At 68.2% G+C, this 19,334-nt stretch carries 21 protein-coding genes; 6 read left to right on the top strand and 15 right to left on the bottom strand.

The window, feature by feature from the left end; translation table 11 throughout:
* Window positions 1–338 precede the first annotated feature (338 nt).
* Both purQ and purS read right to left on the bottom strand, forming a co-directional pair.
* Window positions 339–1,022, bottom strand: a complete 684-nt coding sequence (purQ, locus tag ACZ5ZX_RS00415; RefSeq protein WP_465499949.1) for a phosphoribosylformylglycinamidine synthase subunit PurQ — start codon at window positions 1,020–1,022, stop codon at window positions 339–341.
* Window positions 1,019–1,258, bottom strand: a complete 240-nt coding sequence (purS, locus tag ACZ5ZX_RS00420; RefSeq protein WP_003056885.1) for a phosphoribosylformylglycinamidine synthase subunit PurS — start codon at window positions 1,256–1,258, stop codon at window positions 1,019–1,021. The genes purQ and purS overlap by 4 nt, the downstream gene beginning before the upstream one ends.
* 66 nt (window positions 1,259–1,324) lie before the next feature.
* Here purS and ACZ5ZX_RS00425 point away from each other — a divergent pair, with 66 nt between their 5' ends.
* Window positions 1,325–2,110, top strand: a complete 786-nt coding sequence (locus ACZ5ZX_RS00425; RefSeq protein WP_465499950.1) for a hypothetical protein — start codon at window positions 1,325–1,327, stop codon at window positions 2,108–2,110.
* Between the two features lie 105 nt (window positions 2,111–2,215).
* A complete protein-coding gene (locus ACZ5ZX_RS00430) occupies window positions 2,216–3,796 on the top strand; it encodes a GMC family oxidoreductase (protein WP_465499951.1) in 1,581 nt (526 codons plus the stop codon).
* A gap of 95 nt (window positions 3,797–3,891) precedes the next feature.
* Here the strand turns inward: ACZ5ZX_RS00430 and ACZ5ZX_RS00435 are convergent, their stop codons facing one another.
* Window positions 3,892–5,394 (bottom strand): aldehyde dehydrogenase family protein, encoded by a 1,503-nt coding sequence (locus ACZ5ZX_RS00435; RefSeq protein ID WP_465499952.1) that lies wholly within the window; start codon window positions 5,392–5,394, stop codon window positions 3,892–3,894.
* A gap of 33 nt (window positions 5,395–5,427) precedes the next feature.
* The gene (locus ACZ5ZX_RS00440) at window positions 5,428–6,570 is read right to left on the bottom strand and encodes an MFS transporter (RefSeq protein ID WP_465499953.1); all 1,143 of its coding nucleotides are present in this window, start codon (window positions 6,568–6,570) and stop codon (window positions 5,428–5,430) included.
* A gap of 61 nt (window positions 6,571–6,631) precedes the next feature.
* Between ACZ5ZX_RS00440 and ACZ5ZX_RS00445 the strand changes: the two genes are divergently transcribed.
* Together ACZ5ZX_RS00445 and ACZ5ZX_RS00450 are read left to right on the top strand one after the other, a co-directional pair.
* A complete protein-coding gene (locus ACZ5ZX_RS00445; protein ID WP_465499954.1) occupies window positions 6,632–7,576 on the top strand; it encodes an ArsR/SmtB family transcription factor in 945 nt (314 codons plus the stop codon).
* A 32-nt stretch (window positions 7,577–7,608) separates the two neighbouring features.
* Entirely contained in the window at window positions 7,609–8,244 is a 636-nt protein-coding gene (locus ACZ5ZX_RS00450; protein ID WP_465499955.1) for an MBL fold metallo-hydrolase, read from the top strand.
* On the opposite strand, the gene ACZ5ZX_RS00455 is transcribed toward ACZ5ZX_RS00450, so the two are convergent.
* The gene (locus ACZ5ZX_RS00455) at window positions 8,241–9,119 is read right to left on the bottom strand and encodes an SDR family NAD(P)-dependent oxidoreductase (protein WP_465499956.1); all 879 of its coding nucleotides are present in this window, start codon (window positions 9,117–9,119) and stop codon (window positions 8,241–8,243) included. The two genes, ACZ5ZX_RS00450 and ACZ5ZX_RS00455, sit on opposite strands and share 4 nt — an antisense overlap.
* Before the next feature lie 79 nt (window positions 9,120–9,198).
* Between ACZ5ZX_RS00455 and ACZ5ZX_RS00460 the strand changes: the two genes are divergently transcribed.
* A complete protein-coding gene (locus tag ACZ5ZX_RS00460; protein ID WP_465499957.1) occupies window positions 9,199–9,783 on the top strand; it encodes a TetR/AcrR family transcriptional regulator in 585 nt (194 codons plus the stop codon).
* Between the two features lie 98 nt (window positions 9,784–9,881).
* Here the strand turns inward: ACZ5ZX_RS00460 and ACZ5ZX_RS00465 are convergent, their stop codons facing one another.
* From ACZ5ZX_RS00465 to ACZ5ZX_RS00480, 4 genes are all read right to left on the bottom strand, one after another.
* Window positions 9,882–11,045 (bottom strand): DUF418 domain-containing protein, encoded by a 1,164-nt coding sequence (locus ACZ5ZX_RS00465; RefSeq protein ID WP_465499958.1) that lies wholly within the window; start codon window positions 11,043–11,045, stop codon window positions 9,882–9,884.
* Between the two features lie 138 nt (window positions 11,046–11,183).
* A complete protein-coding gene (locus tag ACZ5ZX_RS00470; RefSeq protein ID WP_465499959.1) occupies window positions 11,184–11,918 on the bottom strand; it encodes a TetR/AcrR family transcriptional regulator in 735 nt (244 codons plus the stop codon).
* A 19-nt stretch (window positions 11,919–11,937) separates the two neighbouring features.
* Window positions 11,938–12,648: a DUF2334 domain-containing protein gene (locus ACZ5ZX_RS00475; RefSeq protein WP_465499960.1), complete on the bottom strand. Its 711-nt coding sequence runs from the start codon at window positions 12,646–12,648 to the stop codon at window positions 11,938–11,940.
* A gap of 95 nt (window positions 12,649–12,743) precedes the next feature.
* Entirely contained in the window at window positions 12,744–13,625 is an 882-nt protein-coding gene (locus ACZ5ZX_RS00480; RefSeq protein ID WP_465499961.1) for a phosphoribosylaminoimidazolesuccinocarboxamide synthase, read from the bottom strand.
* A gap of 35 nt (window positions 13,626–13,660) precedes the next feature.
* On the opposite strand from ACZ5ZX_RS00480, the gene ACZ5ZX_RS00485 reads away from it, so the two are divergent.
* Window positions 13,661–14,467: an SAM hydrolase/SAM-dependent halogenase family protein gene (locus ACZ5ZX_RS00485; protein WP_465499962.1), complete on the top strand. Its 807-nt coding sequence runs from the start codon at window positions 13,661–13,663 to the stop codon at window positions 14,465–14,467.
* Here the strand turns inward: ACZ5ZX_RS00485 and ACZ5ZX_RS00490 are convergent.
* From ACZ5ZX_RS00490 to ACZ5ZX_RS00515, 6 genes are read right to left on the bottom strand one after another with little or no spacing between them, the layout of a single operon-like run.
* Complete coding sequence (locus ACZ5ZX_RS00490) at window positions 14,350–15,237, bottom strand: MOSC domain-containing protein (RefSeq protein WP_465499963.1); 888 nt, start codon at window positions 15,235–15,237, stop codon at window positions 14,350–14,352. The two genes, ACZ5ZX_RS00485 and ACZ5ZX_RS00490, sit on opposite strands and share 118 nt — an antisense overlap.
* Window positions 15,238–15,263: 26 nt before the next feature.
* Window positions 15,264–16,010 carry an amino acid ABC transporter ATP-binding protein gene (locus ACZ5ZX_RS00495; RefSeq protein ID WP_465499964.1) on the bottom strand — a complete coding sequence of 249 codons (747 nt, stop codon included), beginning with the start codon at window positions 16,008–16,010 and terminating at the stop codon, window positions 15,264–15,266.
* Window positions 16,007–16,765 carry an amino acid ABC transporter permease gene (locus ACZ5ZX_RS00500; RefSeq protein WP_465499965.1) on the bottom strand — a complete coding sequence of 253 codons (759 nt, stop codon included), beginning with the start codon at window positions 16,763–16,765 and terminating at the stop codon, window positions 16,007–16,009. The genes ACZ5ZX_RS00495 and ACZ5ZX_RS00500 overlap by 4 nt, the downstream gene beginning before the upstream one ends.
* A complete protein-coding gene (locus ACZ5ZX_RS00505) occupies window positions 16,766–17,548 on the bottom strand; it encodes an ABC transporter substrate-binding protein (protein WP_465499966.1) in 783 nt (260 codons plus the stop codon).
* Between the two features lie 8 nt (window positions 17,549–17,556).
* A complete protein-coding gene (locus tag ACZ5ZX_RS00510; RefSeq protein ID WP_465499967.1) occupies window positions 17,557–18,330 on the bottom strand; it encodes an ABC transporter substrate-binding protein in 774 nt (257 codons plus the stop codon).
* A 5-nt stretch (window positions 18,331–18,335) separates the two neighbouring features.
* Window positions 18,336–19,163, bottom strand: coding sequence for a substrate-binding periplasmic protein (locus ACZ5ZX_RS00515; protein ID WP_465499968.1), 828 nt, complete (start codon window positions 19,161–19,163; stop codon window positions 18,336–18,338).
* Between the last annotated feature and the right edge of the window lie 171 nt (window positions 19,164–19,334).

Below are 19,334 nucleotides of genomic sequence, written 5' to 3' on the forward strand. Positions count from 1 at the left end.
GGGGGGCGCTCGGGGGGGGGGGGGGGCGGGGGGTGGGGGGGGGGGGCGGGGGGGGGGGGCGGTTCCGGCCCCCGCCCGGGGGGGGGCCCGGGGGGAAGGGGGCCTTCACGCGCAGCCGCGAGCCAGGGGGACAAGGCTGCAAGGAAAGGTCCTTTCCTCGCAAATTTTGCCAGGAAAGGACCTTTCATGGCGTGCGCTGGACCGAAAACGCGTCTCCCCAAGGGCCTTCACGTCGAGCGCCCTCTTGTGGCCGAAGGCCCCTGTGAACACGATGAAGGGGCGCCCTCCGCACTCAACGTGAGTCGAGTACGAAACGGCGCCCCTTCGTCGGGTTTACGTCAGCGCGCGACCAACGAGAGAGCGTCCACGGCGCTGTAGAACATGCCGAGGCCGTCATCGGAAGGGCCGGTGAGGGCGTCGATGGCGTGCTCCGGGTGCGGCATGAGCCCGACGACGCGGCCGTTCGCGCTGCGGATCCCGGCGATGTCGTTGCGGGAGCCGTTCGGGTTTCCGCCGACGTAGCGGAACACCACGCGGCCTTCACCCTCCAGCTCGTCGAGGGTGGCTTGCTCGGCGACGAAGCAGCCGTCGATGTTCTTCATCGGGATGAGGATCTCGGCGTCCTTGTCGTACCGGGTGGTCCATGCGGTGTCGTTGTTCTCGACACGCAGCCACTGGTCACGGCAGATGAAGTGCAGACCCGCGTTGCGGATCATCGCGCCCGGCAGCAGCCCGGCCTCGCACAGGATCTGGAAGCCGTTGCAGATGCCCAGCACCGGCATGCCCTTGTGGGCGGCCTCGATCACCGAAGACATCACGGGCGCGAAGCGCGCGATGACGCCGGCGCGCAGGTAGTCGCCGTAGGAGAAGCCACCGGGGACGACGACGGCGTCGACGCCCTTGAGGTCCTCGTCCGCGTGCCACAGCGGCACGGCTTCGGCGTCGGCGTAGCGGACCGCGCGGGCCGCGTCACCGTCGTCGAGTGTGCCGGGGAAGGTGATGACCCCGATCCGCGCGCTCACGCGTCGACCCGCTTGATGGTCCACTGCTCGATGACGGGGTTCGCGAGGAAGCCCTCGGCGATCTTTTCGAGCGTCGCATCGTCGACGGTGTCGTCGACCTCGATCTCGAAGTGCTTGCCCTGACGGATCTCGGTGATCCCGGTGAAGCCGAGACGACCGGCCGCACCGAGCGCGGCTTGGCCCTGCGGGTCGAGGATTTCGGGCTTGGGCATGACGTCGACAACGACTCGGGCCACGGCAGGCTGCTCCTTATTCACGCAGGTCGTGGGTACCGCCAGAGCCTACTTCACTACTGTTGCCGCATGACCTACGGGCAACCGCAGTACGGGTACCAGCAGCCGCCGAAGAAGCCGAAGACGTGGCTCTGGGTGACGCTCACGCTGGTCATCCTGCTGGCGGGCGGGATCGCGTTCACCGGCTGGGTGACGCCCGGGTTCTTCAAGACCGAGCTCGACACCGAGTCGCGTGCGACGCCGGAGCAGCTGAGCCGGTCGTTCGTGAACGGCGTCGCCGAAGACCGCGTCAGCCGGCTGTGGTGCCCGATCCGCTCGAAGCGGTCCTACACCTTCGAGCAGACCATGGCCGCCTCCGAAGGCGCACAACTGAGCACACCCGCGCATCAGCGTGCGGAGCAGGAGTGGTCCGCCGTGTTCACCGCGTCGGGCATGACCGTCGGGATCGCGATGATCCCCGGCGAAGGCGGCTGGTGCGTGCGCGACGCCAAGATCGGCGGCGAGCCCGAGCCGCTGCGGAGCATCGAGACGAAGCCCGCGCCGCGGCCCGAGGTCAAGACCGGCGAAGAGTCGGGGAAGAAGTTCGTCGACGCGATCAACGAGCGCGACATCCCGGCCGCGTTGTCCGTGCTGTGCGGGAAGGTGCCCGACACGACCCGTGACGGCGTGCAGCAGATCATCCACGGCGAGGCGAGGTACACCGTCGAGAAGGCCGACGTGCTGACCACCGCCAAGCAGACGATCCTGCATCTGGACGGTCTCGTCGACGGGGTGCGGAAGCCAGGACGAGTCGAAACCGAGGACGACGCCGAGGGCGGCCCCTGCGTGACCTCTTTTTCACCCGACTCCGACTGAGCTCGCCCCAATCCTTCGACTGGGGGATGCTCGGAGCGCGACGCTGGGCCAAGATGAGCCCATTGGCGGGATGCCAACACCGGGTGAGCGACAGCAGGAGGCACCGTGGCCGATCAGGACTCCTTCGATTACGTCATCGTCGGCGCGGGCAGCGCGGGCTGCGTGCTGGCGAACCGGCTGAGTGAGGATCCGTCAGCGCGGGTGCTGCTGCTCGAAGCCGGCGGCGAGGACGATGCCGACGAGATCCACATCCCGGCCGCGTTCCCTGGCCTGTTCAAGACGAAGTGGGACTGGAACTACGAAACGGTCGAGCAGAAGCACACCGGCAAGACCCTCTACTGGCCGCGCGGGAAGACACTCGGCGGCTGTTCCTCGATCAACGCGATGATCTACATCCGCGGCAACCGCGCGGACTACGACGGCTGGCGCGACGGATACGGCGCCGAGGGCTGGGGTTTCGACGACGTCCTGCCGTATTTCAAGCGGGCGGAAGGGAACCAGCGGCTCGGCGGACCGTTACATGGCACCGATGGGCCGCTGAACGTCGAGGACCGTCGCTTCACGCACGAGCTTTCCCACGCCTGGGTGGATTCCGCGGTCGCGTGGGGCCTCAAGCGCACCGACGACTTCAACGGCGAATCGCAGGAAGGCGCCGGCGTCTACCAGGTGACGTGCAAGAAGGGCCGCCGCTGGTCCACGGCCGACGCGTACCTGCGGCCCGCGCTGTCCCGCCCGAACCTCACCGTGCGGACCAACGCGCAGACGACCCGTATCGTCTTCGAAGGAACCCGCGCCGTTGGTGTGTCCTATTTGGACAAGGGTGCCGAGACGACGGTGCGCGCGTCCACCGAAGTCCTGCTCAGCGGCGGCGCGGTGAACTCGCCGCAGCTGCTCATGCTTTCCGGCGTCGGCCCGGCGGAACACCTGCGGGAACACGGGATCGACGTGGTGGCCGCGCTTCCCGGCGTCGGCGACAATCTCCACGACCACCCGGCCTGCGGGATCATCTGGTCCACCCGCGGCACCACCGACCTCGTGGACGCGGCGACGCCGGGCGGTCTCGTGCGGTACCAGCTCACCAAACGTGGCCCGCTGACCTCGAACATCGGCGAGGCGGGCGCGTTCCTCCCCGCCGCGGACGGTGTTTCGCCGCCGGACATGCAGATCCACGTCGCGCCGACGTTGTTCTACGACAACGGAATGCGCGAACCGACCGTGCCCGGCTTCACGTCGGCGGCGACACTGGTGGATGTCGCGAGCCGGGGACGCCTGCGGCTGAAGTCGCCGAATCCCTTGTGGAAGCCCGAAATCGACCCGGCCTACTACGCCGATTCCGTGGACATGGAGAAGATGCTGGCCGGGCTGCGCGCCCTGGTGGAGATCGGGAAGTCCGGACCGCTGGCGCGATACCTGGACAAGCCGTTCCTGCCGGAGCGGCACGACCTGACCGACACCGAACTGGCCGACTACGTGCGCGAGAAGACGCAGACGCTGTACCACCCGGTGGGGACCTGCTCGATGGGGACGGGCGAGAACGCCGTCGTCGACCCATCGCTGAAGGTGCGCGGCGTGGAGGGACTGCGAGTGGTGGACGCGTCGGTGATGCCCGTGGTGCCGCGCGGGAACACGAACGCGCCGACGATCATGGTCGCGGAGAAGGCGGCGGACCTCATCCGGGGCTCGTGACCGGTCCTTTCACGCTTCCGGCGATGTTATGAACGGGACTTTCATTGCAGAATCTGCAATGAAAGTCCCGTTCATAACACGCGGGGGTTGACGGCTCAGCGTTTTCCGTGCAGCACGGTCATCAGCTTCGCCACCAGTGCGTCGGTCTTTTCCTTGCGGGAGAACGAGGTCAGCACGATCGGCGCGGTGAAGCGCTGCCGTGCGACGGCCTTCGGCCTGGCGAACTCGCGCAGGCCTTCGGGACCGTGGATCCGCCCGAAGCCCGAGTCGCCGACGCCACCGAAGGGCAGCGAAGCGATACCGGCGAAGGAAAGCGGCGCGTTGATCGACGTCATGCCGGTGCGCAGGCGGGCGGCCAGTTCCAGGCCGCGCGACTTCGAGAACACCGTGGAACCGAGGCCGTACTTGGTGTCGTTGGCCTTCTCGACGGCCTCGTCCATGTCGCGCACCTTGGCGATGGTGACGGTCGGGCCGAACGTCTCTTCCTTGACCGCAGAGGAGTCCTCCGGCACGTCGACGAGCACTGTCGGCTGCACGTACCGGTCGCCGACCGCGTCGACGCCGCCGACCAGTGCCTTGCCGCCGCGTTCGATGGCGTCCGCGATGTGGCGCTTGATCACGGCGAGCTGCGAGGGCATCGTCACCGGGCCGTACTGCGCGGCCTCGTCCGAACCGGCCCGCACGTCCTTCGACTTCTCGACGACCTTCGCGACGAACTCGTCGTGCACGCGCTCGTGGACGTACACGCGCTCGACGCCGATGCAGGTCTGGCCCGAGTTGGAGAACGCGCCCCAGACGGTCGCGTCGGCGGCGGCTTCGAGGTCGGCATCCGCGTCGACCAGGACCGCGTCCTTGCCGCCCGCCTCGATGATCACCGGCGTCAGTGTTTCGGCGGCCGCGGCCATGATCTTCTTGCCGGTACCGGTCGAACCGGTGAAGGCGATCTTGTCGACACCCGCGCCGACGAGCGAAGCGCCTGTCTCACCGAAGCCGGTGATCAGCTGCAGCACCGGCCACTCCGGGACCACCTCGTTGAAGGCGTCGACCAGCCACTTGCCGACCCCCGGGGTGTACTCGCTCGGCTTGAACACGACGGTGTTGCCGGCGGCGAGGGCGTAGGCGATGGAGCCGAGCGGGGTGAAGACCGGGTAGTTCCAGGGGCCGATCACGCCCACGACGCCGAGCGGCTGGTACTCGACCGTCGCCGCCTGGTTCGACATCATCAGCCCGGTCGCGCGGCGCTGTTTGCCGAGCACCTTGCGGGCGTTCTTGCCTGCCCAAGCGATGTGCTCGATGGCGAGGACGCTCTCCAGCTGCGCGTCCGCGAGCGGCTTGCCGGTCTCGTCGCGGACGACCTGGCAAAGCTGCGGCAGCCGCCGGGTGATGACGCCCTTCCAGCGACGAAGCCGCTCCGCGCGACCGTCGAAACCGAGCCCGGACCACCAGTCGGCGGCGTCCCTCGCGCGGGCCACGGTGGCGCGGACGTCCTCCCTGGTGTGCACCGGGTAGGTACCGACGACCTCGTCGGTCGCCGGGCTGAGGGAATCGAAGGTCTCCCCCACGCTGTGCGCGGTCGGCTTCGGCTGGACTGCGGTCATCGACTTCTCCCGTGTCTCGGCTCAAAGCCCAGGCTACGACGTTACTGACGGCGTGCCAATAGCTCGCCTGGGGTGTGCCACCAGCATCGCACAGGTGACGAGGGCCGCGAGGACACCGAACAGCGGCGCCAGCCATACCGGCAGCACACCGATCGCCAGCGACCCCAGCCCGAACCCCGACGCCTGCACGGTGAAGGCCAGCGAGAACCCTTCCGACCGGCGTCGTTCCGGCAGCAGCCGCTGCAGGCTGACCGACGAGACGGCCATCAGCGGACCGGTGCAGAGCCCGATCAGCGCGACGCCGCCGAGCAGCCCGGCCCAGCCGAGACCCGCCGACACCACGATCCCGCCGACCACGAATCCGGCGAGGAACAGCCGCGGATCGCCGACCTTCCCCCGCGCCGCGTACAACGCGCTCCCGGTGATGCTGGCGGCGCACAGCACGACGATCACGACCGCGGTCGTCGATTCGGGCGCGCCGAGCCGCTGGACCAGCGGCAACAGGCCGACCTCGATGGTCGACAGCAGCAAGCCGACGCTGAACAGCCCGGACAGCCAAGGGACACAGGCGGCGACCGGGATCTGCTGCCGATCGACTGTCCTTTGTGGAGCATGAGCCACCGTCCGCCGTGGCACCAGAAGAGCCGCGAGCAGGGCGACGACCGCCATCGCGAGTACGGGGACGGCCGGGCCGGACGTCGCGAGAAGCGCCACCAGCAGTGGTCCGCCGACGATGACACCTTCGAGGATCATCGCGTCGACCGAAACCGCCCGGGGTAGCTGCTCGTCGGTCACGGTCCCGGCGAGCAGTGTCCGGAATCCGCCGTTGAGTCCGCCCGCGACCAGTCCTGGCGGGATCGCCAGCGCGAGCAGTACGAGATCCGGTACGCCGGCGGAAGCGACCGCGGCCAGCAGGAACAGTCCGGCGGCGACCAGCGACAGCAGCGCGACGAGGCCGCGTGCGGGGCCGACGCGGTCGAGCAGCCGTCCGGTCGGCACCGCGCCGACCATCTCGGCGGCCACGAAAACGGCCATCATGACCCCGCCGAGCCGGTACGAACCGGTGGTCTCGGTGGTCAGCACGGTGAAGGCCAGCGGCGCCATCGTGGCGGGCAGGCGGTTCAGCTGCGCCCCCGCCGACCAGCGCCAATACCCGGAATTACGGAGCAAGGTCATACCGCGAACACTGCCGAAAGCGTCCTGGCGAGAACTACTGATTAGGGAATAGCCTAATCGAATGATCGAGCTGGTCCTGACCGCCGAGAGCGCCAACCGCGTCCGGTTCGGCATCTCCCCGCTCGACGAGACCATGGGCGCGATGCAGACCCTGCTCGGGCGGCGCGGTCATCCGAGTCATCTGCCATGGCTGCGCGGGGCCGCCGCGAAGCTGCCGGAGTTGCCCATCGGCGACTTCGCCAAGGTGATGAGCGCACGGCACTACATCACCGACTTCCTCAGCCCACCGCCGAACGGACCCGAGACCACCGCGTCCGCCCAGCTCGCCGAAATCCGCCGCACCGCACCGGCGCAGGTCGCGTATGAGCTGTCCAAAGTGGACGCCGACCTGAGCGGGCTCCCCGAAGACCCGGCCGAGGCAAGGGATCTGCTCGCCGGGCAGATGGAGATCGCCTGGACCAAACTGGTCGAACCGCACTGGCCGCGGATGCGCCGGTTCCTCGCCGCCGACATCGAGGAGCGCTCGCGGCGGCTGGCCGACGGCGGCATCGCGCTGGTACTGGCGGACATCCATCCGCGCGTGCGGCTCGTCGACGACGTCCTGGTCATCGAGATGAAGGAACGCGGCCGGGTTCACCTCGATCGACGCGGGCTGTTGCTGATCCCCGGCGTCTTCGCGTGGCCGTCGGTCGGTGTGATCACGATGGAGCCGTGGCAACCTTCGCTCCTGTACCCGGCTCGCGGCGTGGCCGAACTGTGGTCGGACCCCGAACGCCCGTCCGGCGCGCTCGCCGGGATTCTCGGCCGCACCAAGGCCGCCCTGCTCACGACACTCAACGAGCCCGCGAGCACCACCGAGCTGGCGCGAAGACTGGACTTCTCGGCGCCGACGGTCTCACAGCATCTGACCGCGATGCGCGCGGCGGGGCTGCTCGACGCCAGGCGCCGGGGTCGCGAAGTCCGCTACCTCCGCACCGAACTTGGCGACGCCCTGCTGCGGGCATAGGCTGGAATTGACCGACCGCGAAGGAGAAAACCATGCGTATTGTCCATTTTGGACACGCTTGCGTACTGCTGGAGACCGAGGGCGCACGGATCCTGATCGACCCCGGTGCCTTCTCGGCGGGTTTCGAGGACGAGCGTGAACTGGACGCCATCCTGATCACCCACCAGCATTTCGACCACCTCGACGCCGACAGGCTGCCCGCGCTGCTGGAGGCGAATCCCGGCGCTCAGCTGATCGTGGACCCGGGCTCGGCCGAAGCCGTCGAGAAGCTCGGCGCCGAGTTCCAGATCGCGAACCCCGGCGACGCCTTCGGTATCGGCTCCAGCGGCATCAACGTCGTCGGCGGCGAGCACGCCGTGATCCACGACGAGATCCCGGTGATCCCGAACGTCGGCTACATCGTCGACCACGGCGCGTTCTACCACCCCGGCGACTCGTTCTTCGTGCCCGAGCAGAAGATCGACGTCCTCGGCCTGCCAACCGGTGCCCCGTGGCTCAAGGCGGGCGAAGCCGTGGACTACCTGCGCGCGGTCTCCCCGCGGCTCGCCGTGCCGATCCACGAAGCCGTGCTCGCGCGGCCGCAGATGCACTACGGCCTGTTCGCCAACCTCGCCCCGGAAGGCACCGAGGTGAAGGTCCTCGACCGAGGCGAGCACGTGAAGCTCTAGAGTCCGGCGAGCCGGGACGCCTCGCGCCACAACGTCTCCTCGCGGACCTCGTCGTAGGACTCCGGGGACGACGGCACGACACGCCCCCGGTCGATGTACGCCCCCGATTCGCCAGGACGCGGCCCGGAGAAGACATCCGCGAGCAAACGGCCGGCGATCTCGACCGTGGTGGACAGCGGAGTCCTGCTCAGCACCGGTAGCACGGCACGGAACGCCAGCCGCGTGACCGGACCGGCGTCACGGGCGAGGCCGGTGCCGGGTACCAGACCGGGGTTGTACGAGTAACAGTCCACCCCGGCGGGCAGCCGCCGCGCCAGCGCGTGGATCTGGTAAATGACACCGAGTTTGCTGGTGGCGTAAGCCCTTCTGCCTTCCTGAGTGCGGCTCGCCCGGCGCCCGGTTCCCGGCCGGGCGAGTTCGGTGGGTTGAGCCCAGCGGGGTGCCGGGACCAGGCCCAAGCCGTGCTTGAAGTCGCCGAAGTGGACATCGCTGGCCGTGATGACGATGCGCGACGGCGCGGCGAACCGGTCCAGCAGCAGACCGAGCAGCAGCTGGTTCGCCAGCACGTTGATCCCGAAGGTCCGCTCGAAACCGTCGGCGGTCGTCCGCGTCGTCGACGTCATCTGTACCCCGGCATTGCCGAGAAAACCGCGCAACGGCGGGATTTCCCCCGCGTCCAGCAACCGCGTGACCCGCTTGGCGGCCGCGCGGACGTCGTCAAGTGAGGCCAGATCGCAGGGAATCGTGCCTTCGGCCGCCCCGCTCTCGCGGCCGAGGACCAGTAGGTGCCGGTCCGGGTCATCGCGCAGCCGTTCGGCGGCCACACGGCCGATCCCCCGGCTCGCGCCGGTCATCAGCAGGGTATGGGTCGGCACGGCCGCCTCCTTGACACCAAGTTTCAAATGGTACTGAGTACCATACAGAACTCGATACCGGATCCGCTAGGATCGCCCCATGCCGGATGACCGCCCGCTACTCGCCCGCAAACAACAGAGGGCGCGCGAAAAGATCGTCGAAGCCGCCTTCGACCTGTTCGAGGAGCGGGGATTCGCCGAGGTCACGGTCACCGACATCGCCGCGCGGGCCGAGGTCGGCCGCACGACGTTCTTCCGCTACTTCGGCGACAAGCAGGAGGTCGTGTTCGCCGATGAGCAGCGGCTGCTGGAGACGGTAACGGGCGAGCGCCCCACCACCGCTCCGGCGGATCTCGGCGAAGCGCTGGCGCAGGCCCGCGCACTCGTCGTCCGGTTGTGCCGGGCAGTCACGAGGGATCCCACGCACTACGAACGGCACGAGAGGCTGCTGGCGCGCAACAGCGAGCTGTACGACCGTAGCCTGCGCAAGCTGCGGCGGTTCGCCGACGTGATGACCGACGATCTGGCAGCCAAGGGCACCGACATGACGGTCGCGGCCCTCGCGCCGCAGCTGGCACTTGCCTGCTACCACGCGGGACGCCGGATCGCCGGCCCGGACGCGGCCGGGTTGATCCCGGCGGTCGAAACGGCTTTCGCGGAGCTGGCGGACCTCAGGAAGCGGTGAGCCGTAGGTGGTCCCGCGGTTCTCCAGCGAGACGTCGACGGCGTCGAGGAACGCCTCCCGCGGTCCCGGCCGGGCCGGTGCCCCGAGGTCACCACGTCTTACCGTCGGTAGGCGAGTTTGCGTACCAGGATCTCCGCCGGGCCACGGTAGGACTTGCGGTGCATCAGGTACGCGACGACGACCGACAACAGCCACACACCGAGTCCGCAGGCCGCCGCCACGAAGGTCGGGTTCTTGGCTTGGCCACCGAGGCCCAGCATGAACGGGGGCGCCAGGATCAGCCACGCCACCGACTGGAACAGGTAGGCACTCAGCGTGCGCTGCCCGAGTGCGGAGATCGCGGTGACGACCACGCCACGGTCAGCGGCCGTCCGCTTCCGGTCGAGCGCCATGCCGATGAGGCCGAACAGGCTGATGTAGCCGATCGCGCCGAACAAACCGGCTCCCTCGTACATCGATTTGGCGAGCGCGGCGGTGCCGGCGTCGAACTGGAGATAGTCACCGGTGAAGAGGCCCATCGGCAGGGCGCCCGCGATGGCGATCCCGAAGCCGCCGAACATCCCGGCCCACAGCAGCTTCCGGTTCTTTTCCGGCTCCTCCAGGACGCGTTTCTTCGCCGCCCACGCGCCGACCCAGACGAAGAGGATCGACGACAGCAGGACGGCCGTGGTGATCGGCCATTCCGTCAGGCGCTCGCGCAGGGCGTCGCCGTAGGCCGACGCGAGCGAGGACGGATCCTCGCTCGACGGAACCGGCGCCGCATCCGAGGTGTTGCCGGTGACCACCAGATACATCAGCACGGCGAGGTAGCAGAGACCGAAACCCAGGTACAGCAACGGAATTCGATAGAAGCCCGTGCCGCGCCGCAGAAGCAGCAGGGTGAACACCACGCCGATGACGCCATACGCGCCGAGTACGTCACCGGAGAAGAACAGCACCCCGTCGACAGCGCCGAAGGCCAGTAGCCACGCGTGCCGCCGGAGCAACACGCCACGCGTGGTCGGCCACGGCTGCCCCAGTTCCCGCTGCCGGTCGGCGAACTGCACCATCCCGTAGCCGAGCATCATGCCGAACAGCGGCAGCGCGCACGCGTGCACCAACACGAACAGCACCACGAAGTAAGGACGTTCCAGGCCCTCCGGCGTCTGATCGACTCCCGGTGTGTTCCCGAGAAAGATGCTCGCGGTATGCGCCAGCGCGACCAGCAGCAGCGCGAAACCCCTCGCCAGATCGGGTGCCAGCACTCGCTCACTGGTCGGCACTGACGTGACCGCCCCTGGACGCGCTGGTGTGGTTCGGATTGTGCTCGACACGGCTTGCCCCTCAGTCTCCGGAAGTAATTCGTGTCCAACGTACACTAAATAATGTCCGGCGGATACTAACTCTGGAGCAGGGGTTGTTCAGCGAGCGTCGATGAGGGCGGCTACGCCGTTGAGAACGACATCGAGACCGAAGGCGAAGTCATGGTCGTCGGCCTGTTCTGGCTCCACGCCGAAGCCGAAGGCCAGGAAGCCCGCCGCGTCGGGGAACCGCTCCGCGTCGATCAGCCCGGCGAGCCCCTTGCCGTAGGCCTGCTCGGCCTGCGCCTGGCTCAACCCGCTGTTCTTCCTGCCCTCGGCGAGCTGGATGGCCTGCGCGCACGCGAGGCGGACGTAGCCACCGACCAAGAGCAGGATCCCGCCCTTGGTGCCCCAGTCGAGACCGGTGTCGCGCAGCGTGCGCAGGATCGCGTCCATCCAGGCGACGGCGTGCGGGCCGGCGGGCGGACCGGAAAGCGGTAACTCGACCAGCCACGGGTGGTTCATCAGCACCTCGCGGTTGGCCTCGGCCAGCGTGGTCAGCTCGGCCCGCCAGTCACCGGTGGACTCCAGCGCCGGTGGGTCGCCGATGGCGACGTCGGCCATCAGTTCCAGCAGCTCCGGCTTCGAGCCGATGTGGCGATAGAGCGACATCTTCGTGACGCCCAGCTCCTTCGCCACGTTCGCCAAGGTCACGTTCGCGACGCCTTCGCGATCGGCGAGCTCCACCGCCGCCGCCACGACGCTGTCGATGTCGAGCACCGACGGCCGTCCGCGCGTCGGACGCTCCGACCGCCGCCAGAGCCGCATCAACGTTTCCGGTGCGTCGTCGGTCATCCCGTCAATCTAGTCGCCTTCAGAGGACTGAACGCGGGCGCGGGAGCGAGCCGTAGGTGGTCCCGAAGGCGCGGTTCTCCAACGAGACGTCGACGGCGTCGAGGAACGCCTGCCGCAGTCCCGGCCTGGTGAGGTCGGCGGCGTCGATGCCGAGCCGCACCAGCCCACCGCGTCGCGCGGCCCTGGCGGCGGCCAGCACCAGCGCGAAGCACCGGACGGTCTCCGTCCGCTGCGACGGTCCGCCGAACTCCTGCACCCTCGCGCGCTGGACCTGGCCGGACACCAGATCCCGCACCGAGACCAGATCCGCGCACAGGGTGAACCCGTGCTCGCGCAGGGCCTGCACGGTGCCCTCCGACGCGATCCAGCGCGGTGGCGCGAATCCGTCGACGGCCATGCCGTTGGCGTCGAGCGCCGCCTTCGCCGCGATCAGCCGCAGCCGCGCCTCGTGCGCGGGAAGAGCCGCGAACTCGGCGCGTTTGCCCAGGTAGACGGCACGATGAGTGGGTGGGACTCGGTGGTCGTAACCGTGCAGGAGGACGGAGTCACCACGAGCGCGGCGGGTCCGTACCCATTCGGTCACCGGGCCCTCGCCGGTACGAGCGGCGTAGAGCACGGACAACGGGACCTTGCGCCGGTCGAGTTCGGCCGCGAGGTCGGCACAGCGGTGCAACGTCCGGGTGGTCACGCCGGACAGGGAAACCAGCAAACGTGCGTCCACGATGCCCATTGGGCCAGACCGGCCTTGCGTCGGACTGACGACCGAGTAAACGCCGCAGGTCAGGCATACGAGGATTGACCGGCCCGTTCACTCGGCCGGGGGAATCAGGCCGGCCAGTCGTCCAGCGAACGGCCGGTGATGCGTTCGTAGGCGTCGATGTACCTCGCCCGGGTGGCGGCGACGATCTCATCGGGCAACGGTGGCGGCTCCGGTCTCTCGAGCCGGTGCCAGCCGGACGCGGGACCGGTGAGCCAGTCACGCAGCGGCTGCTTGTCGAACGAGGGCCGGGGGCTGCCCGGTGTCCAGCCGCCGGCGGGCCAGTAGCGGGACGAATCCGGGGTCAGGACCTCGTCGGCGAGTACGAGGTTCCCTTCACGGTCGACGCCGAACTCCAGCTTCGTGTCGGCGAGCAGGATCCCGCGTTCGGCGGCGAACTCCGCACCACGGCGATAGACCGCCAGCGTCGCTTCGCGGACTTCCTCCGCCCGCTTGCGGCCGAATTGCCCGACGACGTCGGAGAAAGCGATGTTTTCGTCGTGCGAACCGTGATCGGCCTTGGTCGCCGGGGTGAAAATGGGTTCGGGGAGCCGGGAAGACTCGGTCAGGCCGGGGGGAAGTTCGACGCCGCAGACCGAGCCGTGCGCGCGATAATCGGCGAGACCGGTACCGGTGAGGTAGCCGCGGGCGACGGCTTCGACCGGCAGCATCGCCAGCCGCCGCACCAGCAGCGCGCGGCCGCGGACCTCGGCGGGGATGCGTTCGTCGTCGTAGGAGACCAGATGGTTGGGGAGGACATCGGAGAGCTGGGAGAACCAGAACACGCTCATCGCGGTGAGCACCCGCCCCTTGTCGGGGATGGGCGTGTTGAAGATGACGTCGTAGGCGGAGATCCTGTCCGAAGTGACGAGCAGCAGATGCTCGTCATCGACGGCGTAAAGCTCACGGACCTTGCCGGCGGCGATCTTCGGGTATTCGAGCGTCGTCACGGCTGCACCCTAGCGATCAAGGATGTTGGCTGATCATGCCGATCCACTGCGTCTCCTTCACGACCGACTACGGCTTGAGCGACGGTTTCGTGGCCGCTTGCCACGGTGTGATCGCGCGGATCGCACCCTCGGCGAGGCTCATCGACGTGAGCCACGAGATCCCTCCGCAGCAGGTCAGGACCGGCGCCGAGGTGCTGGCGCAGACCGCGCCCTTCCTCCCGGACGCGGTGCACCTCGCCGTCGTCGACCCCGGAGTCGGCACCGCGCGGCGCGGCGTCGTGGTCGTCGCCGGGCGCGGAATCCTCGTCGGCCCGGACAACGGACTTCTCCTCCCGGCGGCCGAAGCACTCGGCGGAGTGAAAGCCGCCTACGAATTGACCGCTCCGGAATACCGCCTTCCGGTGACGTCGTCGACCTTCCACGGACGCGACGTCTTCGCCCCCGCGGCGGCGCATCTCGCGCTCGGCGTCGCCCCCGAGGAGTTCGGGCCGCCCGTCGACGACCTCGTGCGGCTGCCGGATCCGTTCGTCGCGGTTTTCCCCGGCAAGCTGGTCGCCGAGGTGCTCACGGTCGACCACTTCGGCAACGTCCAGCTGGCCGCGAGCCCCGCCGACCTCGAACTGGCCGGACTGTCCGGCACGGTCTCGGTCAGCAGCGCCCGCGTGCTGGTGAAAGCGCTGGTCGGCGACACCTTCGGCACGGTGCCGCCAGGAGAGAACGTGCTCTACACCGATTCCGCGGGGCGGCTCGCGGTCGCGGTGAACGGCGGCTCGGCCGCGTCGGTGCTCGGGCTCGGGCCCGCCCAGGAGTGCACGATCACCTCGTCACCGACGGCGAACTGACCCGGCCGGGTCACCGCCATCTTGATGCCGAACGAGACGCCGCCCTCGGGCTCGCGGCGGTAGTCCGCGAGCGACCGGATCGGCTCGGGTCCGGCCTTCCGGCCGGTGGCCTGATCGACCATAGGCACCGTGCACCGGATGCAGACCTTGGCGTAGCCCAGCTCCACCCCGCCCGCGGTGAGCGAGCGGACTTCGTCCTCTCGATGCGGCTCCGGCCAGCCCGCGACGACGATGTTGGGCCGGAAGCGGTCCATCGGCACGGCCTCGGCGCCCCGCGACGCGATCCGCTCGTTCAGACCGTCCAAAGAGGACTCCGACGTCAGCAGGATCGCGTGCGCGTCGGCGAACGCGGCGGTGCCGGGGATCTCGCCGTTGGTGACGCGCTCGTGCTCGGGCGCGAGTCCGACGAACACCGACGGAAGTCCGAGGACCTCCGAGAACCACTCCGCGGCCTCGGCACCCTGGTGGACGCCCTTGCCCTGCCAGGTGAACGTCGACGCCGGATGCCGCGGCCCGTCCGTGACCGGCTCGACCAGGAGTTCTTCGACGCCGGGAGCGGCGAGCCGCAGGCGGGCGCCGTCGTCGAGCACTTCCGCCCGGATCGACGCCATCACCGGATGCTTCCGCTGGCTGCGGAACTCACCCTCCGGTGAAACGACCATCCAGGCACGGTCGAACCGAAGGCCGGCCGGGGTGACGTCGGCCGTGTCGACCGACGTCCCCGCGCAGCCCTTGACCGGGTAATAGACCAGCCTCGCCACTCTCGCCATTGCCGCAGATTAGCGAGTCGCCCGCGTCAAAGCACCTGGGATAGGAACCGCTGCAGCCGCTCGCTGCGCGGAGAGTCGAAGATCGCATCCGGAGCGTCATGTTCGACGATCTTCCCGGCGTCCATGAACGCGACCTCGTCGGCGACACCGCGCGCGAAGCCCATCTCGTGCGTGACCACGAGCAGCGTCAGCCCGCGCTCGGCCAGCCCGGCCATGAGGTTGAGCACGCCCTTGACCAGCTCCGGGTCGAGCGCGCTGGTCGCCTCGTCGAACAGCATGACCTCGGGCTCCATCGCGAGCGCCCGTGCGATCGCGACCCGCTGCTGCTGGCCGCCCGAAAGCGCGCTCGGCCGGTACGGCGCCTTGTCGGCGAGACCGACCTCGGCGAGGCGTGCGTGCGCGATCTCGGCCGCCTCCGCCTTGCCGAGCTTCCGCACACTGCGCAGCGGCAGCGTGATGTTGTCCAGCACGCTGCGGTGCCCGAACAGGTTGAAGTGCTGGAACACCATCCCGACCCGCTGGCGCAACGCGTCCGGGTCGGTGGAGATGACGCTCTCGCCGCCGAGCAGCAGGTCGCCGGAGTCGGGCTCCTGCAGGCGGTTCACACAGCGCAACAGCGTCGACTTGCCGGAACCGGACGGGCCGATGATGCAGGTCGTGCGGCCCTTCTCGACCTTGAGGTTCACGCCCTTCAGCACTTCGAGGGTGCCGAAGGAGACGTGGATGTCGCGGAGTTCGACGCTCGAAGAGCGCACGTCGGCGGGGATCGTCATGACATCGGCACCTTTCCGCTGGTCAGAAGTTCCGGCTCGCCGCCGTCGTCGTCGACCCGGACCTTCTTGCCGGTGCGCAGCTTCTTGTCGATGTAGTTGACCAGATGCGTCAGCGGCACGGTGATCAGCAGATAGAAGAAACCGGCCGCGACCAGCGGCGACAGATTCCCGGTGTTGGCCGCGAGATCCTGCCCGATCCGGAACAGGTCGCGCTGCTCGGCGAGGAACCCGAGGAAGTACACCAGGCTGGAGTCCTTGATCAGCGCGATGAACTGGTTCACCAGCGCGGGCAGTACCCGCCGCACCCCCTGCGGGATGACGACGAGCGTCATCGCCTTGGTGTAGCTCATGCCCAGCGCGCGGCTGGCCTCCATCTGTCCTTTTTCGACACTCTGGATACCGGCGCGGAAGATCTCGCCGATGTAGGCGGCCGCGATCAGGCTGAGCGCCAGAATGCCCAGCGGGTAGGTGTTCCTCGCCATCGACGGGAAGAGGATCCCGCCGCCCTGCCCGATCACCAGGATGGTGAGGATCGCGGGCAGGCCACGGAAGATGTCGGTGTACACCCTTGCAGGCCAGCGGAGCCACACCTTGCTGGACAGGCCCATGGTGGCCAGCAGCATGCCGAGCACGGTGCCGATGATCGCCGCGGACACCGACATGATCAGCGTGTTCAGCAGCCCGGTCTCGAGCAGGTCCGGGAAGACCTCCCAGATGTAGTCCCAGTTCAGGAAGGTGTTGAGGAAGTCGTTCACTTACTTCTGCCCGGCCTTGAACTCCGCGGGCACCGGCGCGTTCGGTTCGAACCGCTGGTGCACCTTTTCCCATGTCCCGTCGGCGATGACCGCCTTGAGCCCGGCGTTGATCTTGCCCGCCAGTTCGGTGTTGCCCTTCTTGACCGCGAAACCGTGCGGAATGGTCGTGGTGATCGCCTTGACCATCTTGAGTTTCGCGTCCGGGTTCTTCGCCGCGTAGTCCTCGGCGGTCGCCTGGTCGAAGACCGCGCCGTCGATCGCGCCCGTCTTGAGCGCGGCGAGGGCGGCGGCGTCCTGCGGGAACTTCACGGCCTGCGCGGCAGGCGCGTTCGCCGACAGCCAGCTGTCGGACACCGTTCCCTGGACGACGCCGATTCGCTTACCGGCCAAGGTGTTCTCGTCGGTGATGCCGACACCTTCGCGGGTTTCGATGCCGAGCGACTGGTAGTTGTACGGCGCCGAGAAGTCGACCGTCTTGCGGCGTTCGTCGGTCTGGGAGATACCGGAACTGCCGATGTCGAACTTGCCGCTGGCGACCTGGCTCAGCAGGGCCAAGAACTCCGTGGAGACGAACTCGAGTTTCAGGTTCTGGTTCGCGGCGATGGCCTTCAGCAACTCGTTGTCGAACCCGGTGAACACGCCGTTTTCCTGATAGGCGTTGGGTTTCGAGTCGCTGAGCGTGCCGACGCGCAGCGTGTCAGCGCTCGCGCTTTCACCGCCGCCGCACGCCGCCAGCACCGCCACCATGGCGGCGCCGGCAACGGCGGCGATTGTCTTCTTCATCGTGATCCTCACGCCTTGAACTGATCGGGGACCGGCGCCGTCGGCAGGAACCGCTCGTGCAGTTTCACCCAGGTCCCATCGGCGATGACCTGCTTCAGGCCCTCGTTGATCTTCGTCTGCAGTTCGGTGTTGCCCTTCTTCACCGCGAAGCCGTGCGGGACGTCGGTGGTGAAGGACTTGACGACCTTGAGCTTCACGTCCGCGCTGTCCTTGACGTTGGTCTCGGCGATCGCCTGGTCGAGGACGTAGGCGTCGACGGCGCCGCTCTTGAGCGCGGCCAGCGCCGGGGCGTACCCGGGGAAGCGCACGGCCTGCGCGTCCGGCACGGTCGAGGTCAGCCACTTGTCGCCGACGGTCGCCTGGATCACCGCGACCCGCTTGCCCGACAAGGCCTTCTCTTCGGTGATCGGCGAGCCGTCCTTGGTCTGGATGCTCATCACTTCGAAGTTGTACGGGCTGGAGAAGTCGACGTTCTTCTTGCGCTCGTCGGTCTGCGCGATGGCCGAACTGCCGATGTCGAACTGGTTGTTCGCGACCTGGCCCAGCAGCGAGGAGAAGTCCGTCGAAACGAACTCCAGCTTCAGGTTCTGCTTGGTGGCGATGGCCTTCAGCAGCTCGTTGTCGAAGCCGGTGAAGTTGCCGTTCTCGACGTAGATGTTCGGCGGGGCGTCGCTCAGTGTCCCGACACGCAGGGTCTTTTCGGTGACGGCTTCACCGCCACCGCAGGCGGTGAGGACCGCGAGCAGTCCAGCGGCGAGCGTCGCGATCAAGGTTTTCTTCATGGTGATCAGACCCCCTGGTTCTGCACAGGCAGGCCGGGGCCACCCTGCTCGAGTTCCTTCGGCAGCGGCTCGGTCTTGAAGAACTGAGCGTGCAGACGGGCGACGGTGCCGTCGGCGATGGCCTTCGCGAGACCGTCGTTGAGCTTCTTCAGCAGTTCCTTGTTGTCCTTGCGGACGGCGAACGCGGACGGCGTGTCCTTGGTCTCGACGGTGTAGCCGAACTCCAGCGGCACGCCCGGGTTCTGGTCGATGTACTTCTGCCCGATGTCCTTCGGCACGACCCAGCCGTCGAGGCTGCCCGCCTTCAGCTGCGCGAAACCGGCGTTGTAGTCGGGGAAGCGCACGACGTTGGCGCCGGGGACCTTGCCGCTGGCGAAGTCGTCCTGCACCGACGCCTGCACGACGCCGAGCCGCTTGCCACTGAACGCGGCGACGTCCTTGAGACCCGCGCCCTTCTTGGTGAGGATCGTGGTGAACCCGGTGCTGTAGCCGTTGCTGAACGCGACGGTCTTCTTGCGGGCCTCGGTGGTGGAGATCGTGGAGCTGCCGATGTCGAACTTGTTGGTGGCGACGGCGGCCAGCAGACCGGCGAACTCGGTGCCGACGAACTCGACCTCGAAGCCCTCGCGCTTCGCGATGTCGCGGAGCAGCTCGTTGTCGTAACCGGTGAAGGTGCCGTTCTCCAGGTAGATGGACGGCGGCGCGTCGGTCAAGGTGCCGACGCGCAGCTTCTGGCCACCGGATGCGGTGTCACCGGAACCGCAGGCGGCGAGGGCGAGGGTGGCCGCTCCCGCCGTGACGACGGCGACGAATTTCGACAGCGTGGATCTCATCGCTTCTTCCGTGGGTTCGGCGCGCAAGGCGCGATACAAGCACGCCAGGCCGCGGGATGGGCGGCCTGGCGCTCCGGGTTCAGCGATCGAGATTAGGGAATTCGCCCGTTCGAGTAACTTCGTCTCAGTATTTGATATCGCGCGACCGGGATCAAGAGACCTTGGTCACCG

This window comes from Amycolatopsis sp. NPDC033938, assembly GCF_055575975.1.